The organism is Prevotella sp. C561, from assembly GCF_000224595.1.
Taxonomy (GTDB): Bacteria; Bacteroidota; Bacteroidia; order Bacteroidales; family Bacteroidaceae; genus Prevotella; species Prevotella jejuni.
Genome location: NZ_JH114157.1, coordinates 5,374 through 22,185, shown reverse-complemented (window position 1 = coordinate 22,185; position 16,812 = coordinate 5,374). Strand labels below are relative to the sequence as shown.

Sequence of the window (16,812 nt, the reverse complement as noted above, 5' to 3'; positions counted from 1 at the left end):
GTTTAATGCCTTCAGCATATTACCTCTACTTGCAAAAGTCTATCAGTTGACGTCCCCATGCAGGTTTCAGTCCATTCTGCTTCTCCTTGGCATACAGTTCTTTGATGGTCTCTAAGTCCTTTGGACCATTCATACTCGGCTGTCCTGTCTGCTTGCTCATAATATCAAAGAACATGTAAAGAAGAATACGAGGGCGAGGGTTCGTTGGGTTAATGGCAATAGCTGACTTGTAACAACTGATTGCATCGCGGTAATAAAGTTTACCATTCTCAACAGGATTCTGCGTGATAAGTGCTGTGTAATAGAACCCCTTCAATGTAAACAGCTCTGAACGGTCAACGTCATTCTTTGTTTGTAGCGCCTCGACATCATCCTTCACTGCGTCTAAGAATAAAGAAGAATAATCGCTCTGTGGGTCTCGAGCAGCATACTGAAGGGCATAGAACACACGATAATAGGTAGGAAGCCAATCATCAGGATACTGATTTTCCATGTGTTTCAAGTCATTCATTACCTTTACAATAGATGTAGGTACGTTTGCCTTGACATTACTTAAAGTGGTTTTTAACTGTGCATCGAACTGATTATTGTTCTGTGCATTCATACTGGTTGCGCACATAAGGGCAACGATAACGACGATTTTAGAAACTAAAGTTTTCATACGCTTTGATTTTAATAAGTGAAACAATGATTTCTGTTGCAAATGTATGAAAGCTTTTTAGAGCCTCCAAATAATGGGGACAGATGACAAGAATGTGGTTTAGATAACTATCCAAGCCGCTGAATTACTAAGTTTTGGGACGAATAACTAACATGCTTAGTTCGTTGGATAGGTAAGAGAATGATGTTATATTTCTGACTAAAGTAAGAAGACACGCAATTCTCATTTCTACAAGAATAATTTTACTTTTAGTTTGCTGTCACTTTTAACACTTCGCATAACCCTACTGTAATTTAACAAGTTAAGTCATCATAATGAATGACAGGAATGACAGGAAACTCAATTCTAAAAGAATTACCTTACGATAGACAGAGAAGAATAGAGTGGATAACCTCTATATAAAATAAAAATAAAGTTATTTACAGCTTTATAATATGGTGTAAAATAGTTTTATTGTTAATTAATATAGAGGCTGTTCCTGTCATATTATGTAGAACACTATAACCTTTTCTACTAACTTGCACGTGAGCCATAAAGAAATTGTGCCCATCTTGTTTTACTGGAATGTGTGAAATATTACCTTCCATAAATCATATCAACAGTTCCTACTCCTAGCCAACTGGCACCAAAAGATCCACAAATACCACCTGCAGCACCTCCTATGATTGCTCCAGGAATAGCACCAACACCTCCAAACCATGCTCCTATCGCCGTATCAACCTTTGCTCCCAATGTCGAACCAGATACACTAGATACGAATACACTGGTTAAGTTAAGTTCATTTCATGTCTGATTATATCTGCGGGATATCCTCCATAGAGTCTACGGAAGGAATATGGCAAATTTCTGAATCATCTACCTTCCAAAAATCTAATTCATAGAGCGTATCATTAGAATCTATTAAAAGATAAACCGCTACTTCAACATTATCAACATCATGAAACTTGCAACATGAAAGAACTCTACTTTGTCTTCGAGTATATTTCTGGTTATTTTTAAAAAGCCCAATACTGCCTATTTTCTCTTTTGTGAGAGGATAAGCGATAAATTTATTTTCCCAATTACTTTCTAATTGGAATTGAGCTTTGGACGCTAGAAAGGCAATAAGAGCTACTTCCTCAGGAAAAATTTTTCTTTTATATTCCATGAATCCGACCTATATTATAAATATATTCACCATTCTCCAACCTTTTGGACACCACTAGATAAGCCATGTGCACCAGCTCTCAATAGTTCATGTCCAAAAGTTCCAACGCCATTAAAAATTGAGCCTATTCCATAAGTAGCGGCAGCACTAGCTGCACCTAATAAAGCCCCTTTCCATATGGGCTTGTCTGACATAGCTGCATTCATGGCACCCATCATTGCTCCCATTGCAGTTATTGCGATAAAATCGTCAAGGACAAATACATTACCACTAGGATCAGCATATTTGAGAGGATTATTCAAACAATAACTATAGCTGTTATAGTTAAATCTGTCTTTTGTTTTCAATAATATCTGTTTTTAGGCTTCAAAGATACTTTTTTTTTCTTAAAGAGAGCAAATCTATACTCTTTATCTTCGCTTTTATGAAGACTTGATGACGATTTATAGTATCTATTAGCATAATTCCTTTGTGTGATAAAGTACCTCACAAAGAAAGGGGCATACGCTTGGTACGCCCCCAATCTTTATGAGTTTAATGCCTTCAGCATATTACCTCTACTTGCAAAAGTCTATCAGATTACGTCCCCATGCAGGCTTCAGGCCATTCTGCTTCTCCTTGGCATACAGTTCTTTGATGGTCTCTAAGTCCTTTGGACCATTCATACTCGGCTGTCCTGTCTGCTTGCTCATAATATCAAAGAACATGTAAAGAAGAATACGAGGGCGCGGGTTCGTCGGGTTAATGGCAATAGCTGACTTGTAACAACTGATTGCATCGCGGTAATAAAGTTTACCATTCTCAACAGGATTCTGTGTGATAAGTGCCGTGTAATAGAACCCCTTCAATGTAAACAGCTCTGAACGGTCAACGTCATTCTTTGTTTGTAGTGCCTCGACATCATCCTTTACTGCGTCTAAGAATAAAGAAGAATAATCGCTCTGTGGGTCTCGAGCAGCATACTGAAGGGCATAGAACACACGATAATAGGTAGGAAGCCAAGCATCAGGATACTGATTTTCCATGTGTTTCAAGTCATTCATTACCTTTACAATAGATGTAGGTACGTTTACATTGACGACACTTAATGAGTTTTTTAACTGTGCATCGAACTGATTGTTGTTCTGTGCATTCATACTGGTTGCGCACATAAGGGCAACGATAACGACGATTTTAGAAACTAAAGTTTTCATACGCTTTGATTTTAATAAGTGAAACAATGATTTCTGTTGCAAATGTATGAAAGCTTTTTAGAGCCTCCAAATAATGGGGACAGACGACAAGAATGCGGTTTAGATAACTATCCAAGCCGCTGAAATACTAAGTTTTGGGACGAATAACTAACATTCTTTTTTCATCGAAAAGCTAAGAATGAAGCGGTGTGATAACCCTTATTAAAGAACGAAGGGAGTAACTACACATTATTATTATATGAGTAATTATGTTTCACTTTGCTGTTATGTTTAATTCTTCATGTAGCCTTACTATAAATTCATGAATTAGGTCTTCACGATGACGGCCTACTATGGCAACAAATGCTGTTTTGGTGAGATTACATCATCATAGATAGGCTTCACCAGCGTAGATAGAGCAGATAATAAGTGTAGTGTCAACCGAATTGTGGAATAAATCCTACTTATTATATTTAAGGAAAAGGGTAATTTAGTGTTAAAGAAAATTACATCTTCGTCAGGGTTGATGGTTTTTAGTATCTTTGAAACCATATTACTTATAAAACCACAACTATGGGACTATTCAACTTCTCACGTAAACTAACTGACGAACAATTACGCCGTATCTCCCTAAGTGCACAATACCAAGAGCAACAGGGAGGTAATCATTTTACGCTTTCGGCTAAGATGGGTTCACGTGCGAAGGTCTTTCTCCAACAAGGATGGGGTATCACAGACCGACAAGAACTCTGCGATACCATAGAGACACTACTCGGACGTATCCGTTCGGCTGACATTACTGTTATTAAAGAAGAGATAATAGCAGAATTACAAGAGGATAGTAATATCAATACAGAGGAACAACGCTTATGCTCAATGGCAAGTATTGCTGGTAAGTATCACATTACAGAGGAAGAAGATTTAGGCGACTTGCTCAATATGTTGAACAACTATATCGCTGATCTTGACGCTCTGCTCGCCAATCAATTGATAACTTCATGGGATGCCATAACAGGAAAAGACGTTATAGGATGGGATATAGGGCGTGCTGCCTATCTCGTACGTGTTGGCGTAGAAGTGAACTATTTAAAGGCAGACGAGGCATGGAACTACCTCGAGAGAGCGTATCAAAGAGCCGTTAGCACATTCAACACATGGGAGGAGTTCGGACGTTCCTATATCATCGGCCGTAGTTTCTGGGCTTATTCACCAGAGGTTCGAGACGTCTTAGGCTTTTGTAACGTAATGAAATGGCTTATGAAACATCCTGATAGCCCATGGCTAAAAGTTACTCTGAAATAAACAATTAATAACATATAAATCATTAAGATTATGAGTCAAAGTATTATTCCGTTTATCTTCATGTTTGTTGCGATGGCCGTTATTGCTTTTTCGTTGATGCTCTATGTATATAGAAAAGGCAAGAATAGTAAGGGAGTCTACACAGCAAAGGCACTGGAGTTTATTGCAAAGAAGTATCCTTCTATCGATACAAGCAATATCAAGTGTGTTGAGTTTTGGTCTTCTATGGGCATAATGGGGAATGCTGATGTCGCACTCGTTGCCTACAACGATGACGACATGTATATGATGTCTGTTATTCCTCGGTCAATACCAGGCTTTTATAGAATCGTTCCTAATGAAGAGTCTGAATGGGATATGTTTTATTATCCTATGTCAAGTATCGAACAGGCTGGCTTTGATGAGAAGCAAAAGAATTTCATTTTCACTGTCAACGGTAGGTCTATAAAACTGAAGATTAGAAAGAGGAACGGATTCCAAGAAGACCAGCAAGCAGAACTACATGACTTCTTTACAACAATATCACAGGCTTTACAGAAGAATAAAGCATTAAACGTATAGTCTCAAAGGGAGATACATCAATAACGCACAAGAGGGTGCATAAAAGCAAAAATAAAGTCTTTTATGCACCCTTGTTTATGTGTGACTGGCTCTCTCTATACAACCATTACTAAATTATTTTCACGAAGAAAAATATTTTTCTTCATGACAATAAATATTTTTTTCATGAAAATAATTCGCAGAGAGGGGTGTTTTATGGGTCTATACGTCAGACTTCACTTTTTAATTCTTTGTCTTTTCCCTTCTAAAGAATGGCTTTTATTTGTTTATGCTTTTGTCTTTTTGCCGTTTGTTAGGTGCTATTCTTTTCTTGTTGGACGGTATCATTCGCTGCAATCTGTTTACTTATTCAGTACGAATGAGCCTGATGGGTAATGTCTCTAATGGTTACGAACATGCGAAAAGGCCTCGCTTCCAAAGCGGATGCGAGGCCTTTTATATTAGCAAAGTAATGTTTCTACGATGATAAAAGTCAACGACTTTATGCGTCCTGTTGGCGGACACCCATACGAGCTTCGACGACATTGACCACATAGTCGCCAAGTTTCTCGCACTCCTGAATGATGTCCATGTACATTGTACCTATTGCGTAGGTGTACTTATGGTCGTTTACATCGTTGATATTCTGCGACCTCAACTGGTTACGATAGTTGTTGATTTCGGTCTCAATATTGAATGAACGATTTACGTCATTATCTTGACGGTGACCAACAAGGATACGGTTCATCTGCGTCAGAGCGTCGTCTGTCAGTTCAAACATCTGGTGTATGTGGTCATACTGCTCTGGGATGAATTCTTCCTTACTATTGATAAGTCGGTTGGTGGTACGTGCGATGTTATAACAAGCATCTCCGATACTCTCCAACTCAGATATCTCACGGAGCATAGAGCGCACCTTCTCTTTGGTTTCATCACTCAGATGAGCATTGGAAACTTGGTCGAGATACTTCGCAATCTCTATCTCCATATTGTCAGAAATACCTTCATACTTCTCAATACGGCTGTAGAGTTTCGTAAATTTATCCATGTCACGCTCGCCAAGTAACTCACGAACCATACCAAACATACGCTGAATACGCTCGGCAAACGACTTTATCTCCTTTGAAGCCTCAAGTACAGAGAGCTCTGGAGTCTTCATGATACCAGCCTGAATGAAGTGCAAACGGAACTCGTCTTCGTCCTTGTTTGCCTTCGGCTTGATGATGATGCAGACCAGTTTCTCTAAGTATTTGATAGGTCCAACAAGGATAGTTGTGTTGGCAACGTTGAAGGTTGTGTGGAAAGCAGCAAGTACAAAGCTTAGTTTAGCAGCATTGGCAGCAAAGCCAGGGGCACCCTTTGGCATTGAAACGTCGTATCCCACCCAATCGCAAATCATATTAATAAAAGGATGGAAGACACACAACACCCAAAGAACACCGAATACGTTGAACACCATGTGGGCCATAGCTGCACGGCGAGCCTGCGTGTTTGCGGTCAAGGCCGCAAGGTTTGATGTGACTGTTGTACCGATGTTCTCACCCATGACGAGTGCGATACCTTGATAAATAGGCAATACGCCCGTAGAACAAAGTATCATCGTGATAGCCATGATGGCTGCAGAACTCTGCACACACATGGTCAGCACACTACCAATAAGTAAGAAAACGATAGTCGTAAAGAAGCTCTGTGGGTCGAAGTTACTAAAGAAATCGAGTACAGCCTGGTTGTGGGCAAGGTCCATATCGATACCTGTCTGACGCAAGGTTCCCAATCCTAAGAACATAAATGAGATACCAAAGAGGAAATCGCCAATGAGCTTACGTTTCTTAGAGTAAATCAGAACGATGCCAATAAAGAATGCTGGCCAGACGAAATCGGTGATGTTAAACGAGAAGCCAGCCGACATAATCCATGCTGTCAGCGTCGTTCCGATGTTCGCTCCCATGATAACTGAGATGGCTTGCACCAATGTCAGCAATCCAGCATTCACAAAGCTGACTGTCATAACAGTTGTAGCTGTTGATGACTGTACGGCAGCTGTGATGAACGTACCAGTGAGAATACCCGTAAAACGATTAGTAGTCATTGCACCAAGGATATGGCGCAACTGCGGACCTGCCATCTTCTGCAGAGCCTCACTCATGGCTTTCATACCGAACATCAGCAGAGCTAATGCACCAATGAGCTTAAAGAAAATCCAAATCGACATATAATAACTTAATTTGTGGTGTCCGTTTCTTGTGTAATTGCAAAACTTTCTTTACCTTTACAATCCTATTTACTAAAGGACAATTTTGTTCCCTGACACTTTAACCATATTGAATGATTATGAGACAAGTATTGTATATCCGTTGCAAAAATAATAAAAAAACTCAAGAAGTCCCAATTGGAAGTACACTTTCTGACATTTATAAGCAAATTAATCTGCAATTGCCATACGGACCAGTGAGTGCGAAGGTGAATAATAAGGTGGAAGGGCTTCATTATAGAGTCTATCATAATAAAGATGTGGAGTTCCTCGATTTGCATAGTCCATCAGGTATTCGCACCTATACGCGTTCGCTCTTCCTTGTGCTCTGTAAGGCTGTTCACGACCTTTATGCAGGTAGTAAGGTTGTTATAGATATCCCTGTTTCAAATGGTTACTACTGTAACCTGCAGCTTGGACATGAGATAACTGCAGAGGATGTCGACCGTATTCGTAGACGTATGCAGGAGATTATCGATGCGAGAATGCCTATTCAGCGTTACGAGGCTACAACAGAAGAGGCTATTAAGATGTTCTCTGACTTGGGGGATATGCAAAAGGCTAAACTCCTAAAAAGTAGTGGTAGCTTGTATTGTGTTTATTATGTGCTCGACGACTATAAGGACTATTACTACGGTTCGATGCTCACCAATACTTCACAACTTCATCTTTTCGGACTTGAACCTTACTTTGATGGTGTCCTTCTGCGACTTCCTTCCACACAAGACCCTTCTAAATTAGGTGAGATGATACGCCAAGATAAGATGTTTGAGGTGTTTAAGGAGCATCATAGATGGCAGAGTATCTTAGGGATAAAGACTGTGGGCGACTTCAATGAGGCTGTGAAGAATGGACAGGCCACTGATCTTATCAATGTCAGTGAAGCTTTGCAAGAAAAGAAGATATCACAGATAGCTGATACAATCGCTGGCAGGAAAGGAATAAAGGTAGTACTGATAGCGGGCCCATCATCAAGCGGTAAGACTACCTTCTGCAAGCGCCTCTCTGTGCAACTATTAGCAAGTGGGGTGAAGCCAGTGCAAATCTCTTTAGATGACTACTTCGTAAATAGGACAGAGACACCGAAAGACGAGAATGGAGAACTTGACTATGAGAGTATCTATGCACTGAACATCTCGCTTATCAATGAGCAATTTAATGCACTTTTTCGAGGGGAGGAAGTGGAGCTACCAAAGTATAACTTCCAAACAGGGATGAGTGAAAAGAGCGGAAACAGATTACATCTTGGGGAGAACAACGTATTGGTTGTGGAGGGTATTCATGCCCTTAATCCTGTGTTAACAGAACAGATTGCCGACGACAAAAAGTTCAAAATCTACGCATCTGCCCTCACTACGATCCTGTTAGACGACCATAACTATATCCCCACAACCGACAATCGACTGCTTCGTCGTATTGTTCGTGACTATAAATATCGTGGTTGTTCGGCACAGGATACTATTCATCGCTGGCCAAGTGTACGTGCTGGAGAAAATAAATGGATATTCCCTTATCAGGAACAAGCCGACATCATGTTTAATACAGCTCTTCTCTTTGAGCTTGCTGTTATCAAACCTCAGGCAGAGGAGGTGTTGGAACAGGTCTCAGAAAACTGTGAGGAGTATGCTGAGGCCTATCGACTACGTAAGTTCCTTAAATACTTTGCACCACTGCCTTTCCGTAATCTCCCACCAACCTCATTGCTCAGAGAGTTCTTAGGAGGTAGTTCGTTTAAGTATTAGGATATTAAGGCATGGCGAAGGGACACGTATGTTCTATTCGTTTTTATGGTGCAGAAGACTGTTAGATACATTCTGTAAATGCTATGAAAACGAAAGGAATGGGGTAAGTTTAGGTTCTTCCGTTAAATGTGTGGACGTTTTTCGTAGTGCTTTAACGTAAGAGCCAAAGTTACTCATTAAACAAAAATATGGCAGAGACAGTCAACTATCTATCCTATTTTCATCCTCTTTCATTGAAAATCTTTTCGTTTTAAGACTTCGAAAATCTGTAGATAAGGGGTTGAAAAATCATTACATAATTTCAAGGAAAATACCTATAACTAACAGCAAAAATACATACATGAAGCAGGTTTACAATCAACAGGGTATCAATTAGTTACCAAGTATAAATTAAAAGGTGCCTAATTGGACTTCAAAAGGGCGTTAGCAAGGGTCTTAAAGAGCATCTTTTGCAAGCCAAAAGGGCATCTTTTAGAAGCCAAAAGAGCATGTATTCAAAATTATGATGTGAAAAATTATAACAGAATAATAAGTTGTTAGCCTAATTAGCCCAATTGGACTAAATAGCCTAATTAGGCTAATAGGAATAAATTGTTTATAGACGACAGATAGACATCACTCCTAATTACATTTATCACATAGTTTACTCCCCCCCTTATAAAACCATCTTATTGGAGGTAAGCTTACCGTGTATGTGGATTAATCTCATTCTATTAACAATCTACACATTTAACGGAAGAACCTAAGTTTATTTCAGAAAGTCAGTAAGAAGGTGTACGAATCTTATAAAATTGACTATCTTTGCAAAAAGAGATATTATTAAATAAAAAGCAAACTCAATATGGAAAAAAGTCTTGAAACCATCTGTATTCATGGAGGATGGAAACCTCAGAAAGGTGAACCGCAACAGTTACCAATCTATCAGAGTACTACTTTCAGATATGAGAGTAGTGAACAAATGGCACGTCTGTTCGATTTAGAGGACAGCGGGTACTTCTATACGCGTCTGGCAAACCCTACCAATGATGCTGTGGCTAAGAAGATAGCTGCGCTTGAAGGTGGTGTTGGGGGCGTGTTGACCTCTTCAGGACAGGCTGCTAACTTCTATGCGATTATTAATCTGTGTGGGGCAGGCGATCATTTCGTTACTTCTAATACCATCTATGGGGGTACATTCAACCTCTTTGGGGTTACAATGAAGAAATTGGGTATTGAATGTACGTTCATTGATCCAGACTGGGATGATGAGAAGATAGAGTCTGCTTTCCGTCCTAATACAAAGTGTTTCTTTGGTGAAACAATCTCTAACCCTGGTGGAAAGGTGTTTGATATCGAGCGTTTTGCTGGTATGGCACATAAGCATGGAGTGCCATTGATTATGGACAATACGTTTGCTACACCTATCAACTGTCGTCCTTTTGAGTGGGGTTGTGACATCATTACACACTCTACGACAAAGTATATGGATGGACATGCAGCACAGGTAGGTGGTGCGGTGGTCGACTCTGGTAACTTTGATTGGGAGGCTTACGGTGAGAAATTCAGTGGGTTAACAACCCCAGATGATAGCTATCATGGCATTGTTTACACCAAGACGTTTGGGAAGATGGCTTACCTTACAAAGCTGGTAACACAGCTGATGAGAGATTTAGGTAGTATTCCTGCACCGCAAAACTCCTTCCTTCTTAACTTAGGGCTTGAGACTTTGTATCTTCGCATGCGTCAACACTGTGCCAATGCACAGAAGGTTGCAGAGTGGTTAGAGCAGAATGAGAAGGTGGCATGGGTGAACTATTGTGGACTCCCTTCTAATAAGTATTACGCTTTGGGGCAGAAGTATTTGCCGAATGGCTCATGTGGCGTGATAGCCTTTGGTTTGAAAGGCTCACGGGAAGATGCAATTAAGTTTATCGATAAGCTTGATTTCATTTCTATCGTGACCCATGTGGCTGATGCTCGTACGTGTGTACTGCATCCTGCGAGCCATACCCATCGTCAATTGACTGATGAGCAGCTCCGTGAGGCTGGGGTTGCACCCGACTTAATACGTCTTTCTGTAGGTATAGAGAATGTTGATGATATCATTGCCGATATCGAACAAGCATTGAGATAATTTGTAATAAAGATATGGAAAAAGGACACTCAGTTGCTGAATGTCCTTTTTTTAGTTTTATAATTTTATAAAATGTCTTGTTCTGAAAAAGTATAGGCTCATACCTTATATTTGTTAATTATCTATCCTTATTTCATCACCTTCACTACTTCTACTGACCTTTCAAGCCACGCTTCCATCTGCTTATAATCCTTCTTCTCCCATACATCTTTGAAGTCGATAAACTCATGGGCAAGGCGACTTTCGTAGGCATTACGACGGTAGCTGGTTAGCTTTCCTTGTCTCATTATCTCGACACTACCAAACTCATTAGCAGGGGTTGGGATGTGTATCCACCCCTTTTCACCTTGAATAAGTATGAATGACGGACTACTTGAATCCTTTGCAGCCGTACAGGTTGCTGTCATCGTGGGATAGGAAAGTATCATTACGCCAGAGGTGTCGATACCATTGTGCCCACAGTTGGCAAAGTATTGTGTTGCGGTAGGTTGTCCGAAAAGACCGATGACAATATTGATATTGTAGACATTGAGGTCGTTCAGTGCGCCACCACCTAAATCAGGATTGAAAGCTGGGGCAATGTCTCCCTGTAGATAGCGGTCATATTTACTTGAATACTGTGAGAAATTACACTGAACGAAGTGGACGGGACCAATCTTCTTTAGGCTTTCCTTGACCATACAGAAATTAGGTGTATGAAGTGGGGAGATTGCTTCAAAGAGGTATAACTTTCTTTCTCGTGCCATTGCGGATAGTTCTTCAGCTTCGGCAACAGTGAGAGTGAAAGGCTTCTCAACAATCACGTTCCTACCAGCCTCTAAGGCTTTGCGAGTAAATTCGTAATGGACACTATTGACTAAGGCAATATAAACGAAGTCGGCTTTGTCTTCTTTGAGTAATTGAGCATAGTCTACGCCAGTTCGGGATAAGGATTTGCTTAGAAAAGTTCCAATTGCCTACTCTTTTCAATGCGCACGGGCAGTGCCTCTGGCTTATTCTCGAAGAAATAGTATGCAGCCAATGCCGCACAGAGATTCATGAGGAAGTTATGTACGGAGCGATGGCGTGAATGAGCAAGGTTGGCCTTGTTCTTGAGCAGTTCGTTGATGCATTCTATTATATATCGCTTGCGCAGCATCATCTTGTCCCACAAGGGCATAAGCTTGTTTTTCATGTTTGATTTGAGCCCATGAACGAGATGGATGCCTTGGTTGAAGAGGTTCTCAAAGAACTCTTGCTTGATGTAGCCCTTATCGGCAAATACTTTGCTGTAGAGCACCTTGGTGAAGACCTGCCACACCCTAGGGTCCCTGTCGTCCACGTTTGCGGGAGTTAGGCAGAACGTGAGTACATCGCCCATCTCGTTGCACAGCAGATGAAGCTTGAAACCATGACACCACCCCATTGTTCCCTTTCCGTTCTTAGCAAGTCCATCAAACACCTTGTTGAAATTCCTTCTCATGTTGTGGCATACGGGAATCATCGTGCTGTCCACGAAACTAATGCCCGTGCACTTTCCAAAACCTTGGATGCGCATGAAGGCCATCAGCTCGAAGAACACGCGAGGCATGAGTTCCACGAAACGCGTGTAGGACACGGCCTTAGGGAAGTAGCTTGCCATATGCTCCTTGATGAAGAAGAGGTAATAGTGCTTGAAGTTGCGGAAAGAGCCAAAATGATAGCACAACAGGATGGTCATGATTTCGCTCTTGGACATCTGTCCTTTACGGTTTCGCATGCGCTTATATCCCTCGTCTATGGGGGCGATATGTAGGTTTTTAGTTAACTCGGCATCTAAATTCTTGCAGAACTCATCCAATATACAAAATATTTCTGTAACTTTGTCTGTGGTAATCATCGCTATATATGTTTTGTAAGTGATTGATTTTCAACTATAAAGTTACAAAATAATAGCGAGATTACCAACTTTTTAGAGAACTTTCTTATCCCGAACTGGCGTACCACTTAGTCTCAACACTTTGCAAAATGGTGCAAAATACACTGCGTTTTGCAGCAAAACGCACTGCTAACTCGTGCTAAATGCAGTGCTAACTCGTGCTAAACGCAGTGCTAACTCGTGCTAAACGCAAGGCTAAATGCAGCAAAATGCAAGGCGTGTGAGCAAAGGGCGCGACCCAATTTATGCAAAAACAACTGACGTGAACCACAAAAAAGTGGGAAAAAGGCGCAATAAGCATAGAATTAGCACCTTTTTCTCACTAAAAACTCAAAAAGCAGCGCAAAAGTTATGATTTAAGCTCCTGCCTTTATGCAATATTCATTTTTGTGTTAGCGTGCTTATGCACAAGCACTTACACCATTTTGGTCTCGTTTGGGGCATTAAAAGCCTATTTTGGGGCATCGCCTACAGGCGTTTTTGCCTTTCTAGAAGTGGTGTAGTACTGAAATGCGTTTTGTAAAGTCTATTTACCGTAGCTTTCAATCATTACACCCAGCTTTTTAAACCCAAATCAATTGTAAGACCACTAATCACACAATTGATGTTGCTTACATTTCATCCAGTTCATCTTTTGTTTGCTTGTCGGCATCTTGCCTATGATATTGTTTGAGCGTAGTGCACCACATTTTCAATAACAACATCGGCAATGTGTCCAGCAATACACAAAATCAAAACAACTCTACCCACTGTTTTTGGGTAAAAAAGACATAATACCTAGTACGAAAACTTCACCCCAAGAAACAAACTGCGGGGTTGAGTAGGTCCGTAAACATAGTCGGAGGCACGCGAAGCCCCTTTATCCAAATCCTTTTGGTAAGCATCGAGTATGTTTTGCACCCCCGCACTAGCCTCCAATTTCACCTGCTTAGTTATGTAGAAATTATAGGCAAGCTTCAGGTTAAGCGTGAGAAACGCGGGAGTGTGCTCAATGATAGCAAAGTCGTTGGTGCGCTCGCTCCCCCCTTTGGGGTGGCCAACATACATTCTACCCGTGTAAACGCCCGATAACGATAGGGCAAAATCGATGGTGGGATGCACAGTGAGGGTGAAATATCCGTAGGTGTCGGGCGTTCGCAGCAGACGTTTAGTGGTTTTAAACTCGGGAGCAGCATCGTCGTCCCATTCTTCGGGCGTGCGATAACGGCTGCTTTGCCAAGTAAAACCAGCTTGCAATTGCGCCCACGACGAGAGCGAAGCCTTGCCCTCGAGGTTAATTCCATACACCGTTGCGCCGTTAGAATTGAAGCGTTCTTCAACACGTGCGCCATCAATAATCACATCATCAGCCAGTTTGCGTGTAGCAAACATGTTGTTAAGGCGTGTGTAAAAGCCCTCAATAAGAACGTTGGTTTGTACTGTTCCAAAACTTTTATAGAGGTCGGCCGATACACTAAAGCTGTGCGAACGTTCCTCTTTCAAATCCTTAGCCAACGCAATTTTCACACGGTCGCCATCAGCAATACGCGTATGAAGGTCTTCATCAAAAGCCTGTGGGGCTCTAAATCCGCCAGCGTAAGTAAGTCGGAAATTGGTGTTGGGCGTGGGATTGTAGCGCAGATTAACGCGCGGACTAAAGATAAGATGCGAGATAAGGTTGTGTTTGTCTAGTCGTCCGCCCAGAAGCAAGCCCCAATGGTTGTTTTTCCATTCGTTTTGAGCAAAGAAGCTACCAATGTTCACGCGCTGTTCCATCAGGCTGTTGTAGCCCAGCGAGTGGTCTTTAATACGGTCGTAGCTATATTCGGCCCCCACAACAAGACTCGAAGGCATGAACCACAGACGGTCGAAATTGTGCACATATTGCGCACCAGCAATGTAATTGATGTTATGTGTAACGTTGTAGGCACGTTGTGCTTTGTCGTATGCTTGCGCATTGGCCAGCGTTTGTTGTTGGTTGGCGGGCAGCGTGGCGGCATCGTCTTCGCTCATATCGAGGTTAAGACCCAGTTTATAGGCTTCGTTCAAGGCCTTAAGTCCATCGGCAGCAGTGGCCAGTTCGCCCAGTCCGCCGTAATAACTCTTACGGTCAACGTTTTGAAACGAGGCATAAGCACTGAAATGTCCCTTACCATTAAGGCTAAAGAGGTCGTAGCCCAAGCTTCCGCCGTTGATGGTATGTTCGATTTGTTCGGCAATATTGGCCTCGTGAGCAGGCAAGTAAAGTTTGTTTCCGCCGCGTCTATACTCCTTCAAGCCGTGGTATTTAAGGGTTATTTTGGAGTAATCGGTTAGTCGGAAGAAAGAGCTAAGCCCCACGGTTTTATTATCTAGCGTGGGAAGGTCGGTGTAACCATCGCCATCGCGGTCGTAAGCAGCGCGGTGTCTGCTTTGTCCATAGAGATAAAACCCAGCTCTATTATTGGTTGTAACAACCGATAGGTTGCCCGTGGTGTTGTTGTCGAAAGCAGTAGAGCCATTAGTTGCGCCTGTGATGGTGTGCGCCACATCGGCCGAATTTTCGCTAGGTTCTTTGGTAATGATGTTGATGGTGCCACCAATGGCCGAAGCACCGAAGAGCGCCGAGCCACCACCGCGAACAATTTCAACACGTTGCACCATGTTAGAGGGTATCTGTTCGAGTCCATAAACACCTTGAAGGGCCGTGAAAACGGGTCGCGAGTCGATTAATATTTGCGAATAATGACCATCAAGCCCATTGATGCGCACCTGCGAGAATCCGCAATTGGTGCAATTATCTTCGGTTCGCACGCCCGGTTGGAAGTTTAAACCCTGCGCCAAGGTTGTAGAATGGGTAGACTCGAGCAACTTCGTGTCCAGAACATTCACAACCACAGGCGACTCACGTCTAAGTGTTTGACTACGATTGGCCGACACAACAACCTCGTCGAGCGCAATTTCGTCGGGTTTGAGCATCACATTCAGCTCATGGGTATTATTTTTTTGCGTTGTCACCTCGTGTTTGTAAGCCCTATAACCAGCCGAGCGCACTTCCACAATCACCTTTCCCACAGGCAGATTTCGCAGCATAAAATGGCCATCGGCATCGGTGGTGGTAGTGATAACTGTACCCAAAACCAGCACGCTCGCGTGCGAAAGAGGATGTTGTGTTTTACTATCCACAACGCGTCCCTTAATGTTGGCTTCGGTATTAACTTTCACTTCGTTCTCGTGCCTTGCGTAAGTGGGCAGCGAAAGAACGAACGTAGCGGCGAAAACAAACGCCGATTTACATAAAATCTGTTTTACGGTTCTTTTCTTTATCATTTTAAATTGATTTAAATTCAGGTATGTTCTGTAAATCTTCGATATAGTCACAGCACGCCCCATAGGGCTTTTTGTGACCTTATCAATGATTCTAGAGCTCACCTTTGATTTGTTAATGCAAAGGTAGGATGTTGTAAGGAATAGTGCAATACCTAGAAGTAGGGAAAAAGCCTCACCCCTCTGGAGGGTGTGTCAAAATGTACACATCCTCTTTTTTATGCACAAAGCCCCGACTTTCTCAAGCCAGAGCTTTGCTATTTCCTAAAGTTTTTGTACCTTTAGGCATTAAAAAAAATCTCATTATGACAAAGGTACACTTTCGTTCTTACATACACAAGAAAATGATTCTTTTTCCTCAAAGAATCGATAAGGATATCGCAGAAGATGACCCAGTTCGTCTTTTAGACGCCTTGGTGGATAATCTTATGTTGGATAATGTCTACAAGCTTTATAAGCCCAGTGGTCGCAAGCCTTATCATCCACAAATGATGCTCAAGGTGATTCTTTACGCCTATATGAATAATATCTATTCCTGCCGTCGTATAGAGTCTCTTCTCAAGCGTGACATTCATTTCATCTATCTGGCAGGATATGAGCAGCCTGATTTTATTACCATCAATCGTTTTCGTAATCGTGTGAAAAAGGAAATCAACAATATCTTCACACAAGTCGTATTAGTACTTGCAGCCAAAGGTTTGA

General features: G+C 41.7%; 14 protein-coding genes. 5 read left to right on the top strand and 9 right to left on the bottom strand.

The genetic code is table 11. From position 1 onward, the window contains the following. Positions 1–25 precede the first annotated feature (25 nt). From HMPREF0666_RS14400 to HMPREF0666_RS14385, 5 genes are all read right to left on the bottom strand, one after another. Positions 26–661 carry a hypothetical protein gene (locus HMPREF0666_RS14400; protein ID WP_009013105.1) on the bottom strand — a complete coding sequence of 212 codons (636 nt, stop codon included), beginning with the start codon at positions 659–661 and terminating at the stop codon, positions 26–28. Positions 662–1,237: 576 nt separating this feature from the next. Next, complete coding sequence (locus tag HMPREF0666_RS17485) at positions 1,238–1,393, bottom strand: hypothetical protein (protein ID WP_157600294.1); 156 nt, start codon at positions 1,391–1,393, stop codon at positions 1,238–1,240. 61 nt (positions 1,394–1,454) lie between these two features. Next, on the bottom strand, positions 1,455–1,808 hold the full coding sequence (locus tag HMPREF0666_RS14395; RefSeq protein WP_004359294.1) for a hypothetical protein: 354 nt from the start codon (positions 1,806–1,808) through the stop codon (positions 1,455–1,457). A gap of 26 nt (positions 1,809–1,834) precedes the next feature. Further along, positions 1,835–2,155 (bottom strand): hypothetical protein, encoded by a 321-nt coding sequence (locus tag HMPREF0666_RS14390; RefSeq protein ID WP_009013104.1) that lies wholly within the window; start codon positions 2,153–2,155, stop codon positions 1,835–1,837. A gap of 210 nt (positions 2,156–2,365) precedes the next feature. Further along, positions 2,366–3,001 (bottom strand): hypothetical protein, encoded by a 636-nt coding sequence (locus HMPREF0666_RS14385; RefSeq protein ID WP_009013103.1) that lies wholly within the window; start codon positions 2,999–3,001, stop codon positions 2,366–2,368. 552 nt (positions 3,002–3,553) lie between these two features. Between HMPREF0666_RS14385 and HMPREF0666_RS14380 the strand changes: the two genes are divergently transcribed. Both HMPREF0666_RS14380 and HMPREF0666_RS14375 read left to right on the top strand, forming a co-directional pair. Next, positions 3,554–4,282, top strand: coding sequence for a DUF1266 domain-containing protein (locus HMPREF0666_RS14380; protein WP_009013102.1), 729 nt, complete (start codon positions 3,554–3,556; stop codon positions 4,280–4,282). Positions 4,283–4,312: 30 nt separating this feature from the next. Then, positions 4,313–4,843, top strand: coding sequence for a hypothetical protein (locus tag HMPREF0666_RS14375; protein ID WP_009013101.1), 531 nt, complete (start codon positions 4,313–4,315; stop codon positions 4,841–4,843). Positions 4,844–5,324: 481 nt separating this feature from the next. Here HMPREF0666_RS14375 and HMPREF0666_RS14370 read toward each other — a convergent pair whose 3' ends face one another. Continuing rightward, positions 5,325–7,034, bottom strand: a complete 1,710-nt coding sequence (locus tag HMPREF0666_RS14370; RefSeq protein ID WP_009013099.1) for a Na/Pi cotransporter family protein — start codon at positions 7,032–7,034, stop codon at positions 5,325–5,327. Positions 7,035–7,147: 113 nt separating this feature from the next. Between HMPREF0666_RS14370 and HMPREF0666_RS14365 the strand changes: the two genes are divergently transcribed. Then, the gene (locus tag HMPREF0666_RS14365; RefSeq protein WP_198010553.1) at positions 7,148–8,815 is read left to right on the top strand and encodes a nucleoside kinase; all 1,668 of its coding nucleotides are present in this window, start codon (positions 7,148–7,150) and stop codon (positions 8,813–8,815) included. An 841-nt stretch (positions 8,816–9,656) separates the two neighbouring features. After that, positions 9,657–10,928 (top strand): O-acetylhomoserine aminocarboxypropyltransferase/cysteine synthase family protein, encoded by a 1,272-nt coding sequence (locus tag HMPREF0666_RS14360; RefSeq protein ID WP_009013097.1) that lies wholly within the window; start codon positions 9,657–9,659, stop codon positions 10,926–10,928. Positions 10,929–11,056: 128 nt separating this feature from the next. Here the strand turns inward: HMPREF0666_RS14360 and HMPREF0666_RS14355 are convergent, their stop codons facing one another. The 3 genes from HMPREF0666_RS14355 to HMPREF0666_RS14345 form a co-directional block, all read right to left on the bottom strand. Then, the gene (locus HMPREF0666_RS14355) at positions 11,057–11,794 is read right to left on the bottom strand and encodes a Gfo/Idh/MocA family protein (protein ID WP_232214128.1); all 738 of its coding nucleotides are present in this window, start codon (positions 11,792–11,794) and stop codon (positions 11,057–11,059) included. 71 nt (positions 11,795–11,865) lie between these two features. Continuing rightward, the gene (locus HMPREF0666_RS14350; protein WP_009013095.1) at positions 11,866–12,786 is read right to left on the bottom strand and encodes an IS982 family transposase; all 921 of its coding nucleotides are present in this window, start codon (positions 12,784–12,786) and stop codon (positions 11,866–11,868) included. 816 nt (positions 12,787–13,602) lie between these two features. Further along, a complete protein-coding gene (locus tag HMPREF0666_RS14345; RefSeq protein WP_042856463.1) occupies positions 13,603–16,113 on the bottom strand; it encodes a TonB-dependent receptor in 2,511 nt (836 codons plus the stop codon). A 302-nt stretch (positions 16,114–16,415) separates the two neighbouring features. Here HMPREF0666_RS14345 and HMPREF0666_RS14340 point away from each other — a divergent pair. Continuing rightward, on the top strand, positions 16,416–16,812 hold a 397-nt coding region (locus tag HMPREF0666_RS14340; RefSeq protein ID WP_009013093.1), incomplete at its 3' end, for an IS1182 family transposase.

Bases quoted from the DNA above. Each gene is read 5' to 3' on its own strand.
- HMPREF0666_RS14345 (WP_042856463.1), bottom strand. From the start codon at position 16,113: ATGATAAAGAAAAGAACCGTAAAACAGATTTTATGTAAATCGGCGTTT.
- HMPREF0666_RS14380 (WP_009013102.1), top strand. From the start codon at position 3,554: ATGGGACTATTCAACTTCTCACGTAAACTAACTGACGAACAATTACGC.
- HMPREF0666_RS14370 (WP_009013099.1), bottom strand. From the start codon at position 7,034: ATGTCGATTTGGATTTTCTTTAAGCTCATTGGTGCATTAGCTCTGCTG.
- HMPREF0666_RS14395 (WP_004359294.1), bottom strand. From the start codon at position 1,808: ATGGAATATAAAAGAAAAATTTTTCCTGAGGAAGTAGCTCTTATTGCC.
- HMPREF0666_RS14385 (WP_009013103.1), bottom strand. From the start codon at position 3,001: ATGAAAACTTTAGTTTCTAAAATCGTCGTTATCGTTGCCCTTATGTGC.
- HMPREF0666_RS14365 (WP_198010553.1), top strand. From the start codon at position 7,148: ATGATTATGAGACAAGTATTGTATATCCGTTGCAAAAATAATAAAAAA.
- HMPREF0666_RS14360 (WP_009013097.1), top strand. From the start codon at position 9,657: ATGGAAAAAAGTCTTGAAACCATCTGTATTCATGGAGGATGGAAACCT.
- HMPREF0666_RS14350 (WP_009013095.1), bottom strand. From the start codon at position 12,786: ATGATTACCACAGACAAAGTTACAGAAATATTTTGTATATTGGATGAG.
- HMPREF0666_RS14400 (WP_009013105.1), bottom strand. From the start codon at position 661: ATGAAAACTTTAGTTTCTAAAATCGTCGTTATCGTTGCCCTTATGTGC.
- HMPREF0666_RS14375 (WP_009013101.1), top strand. From the start codon at position 4,313: ATGAGTCAAAGTATTATTCCGTTTATCTTCATGTTTGTTGCGATGGCC.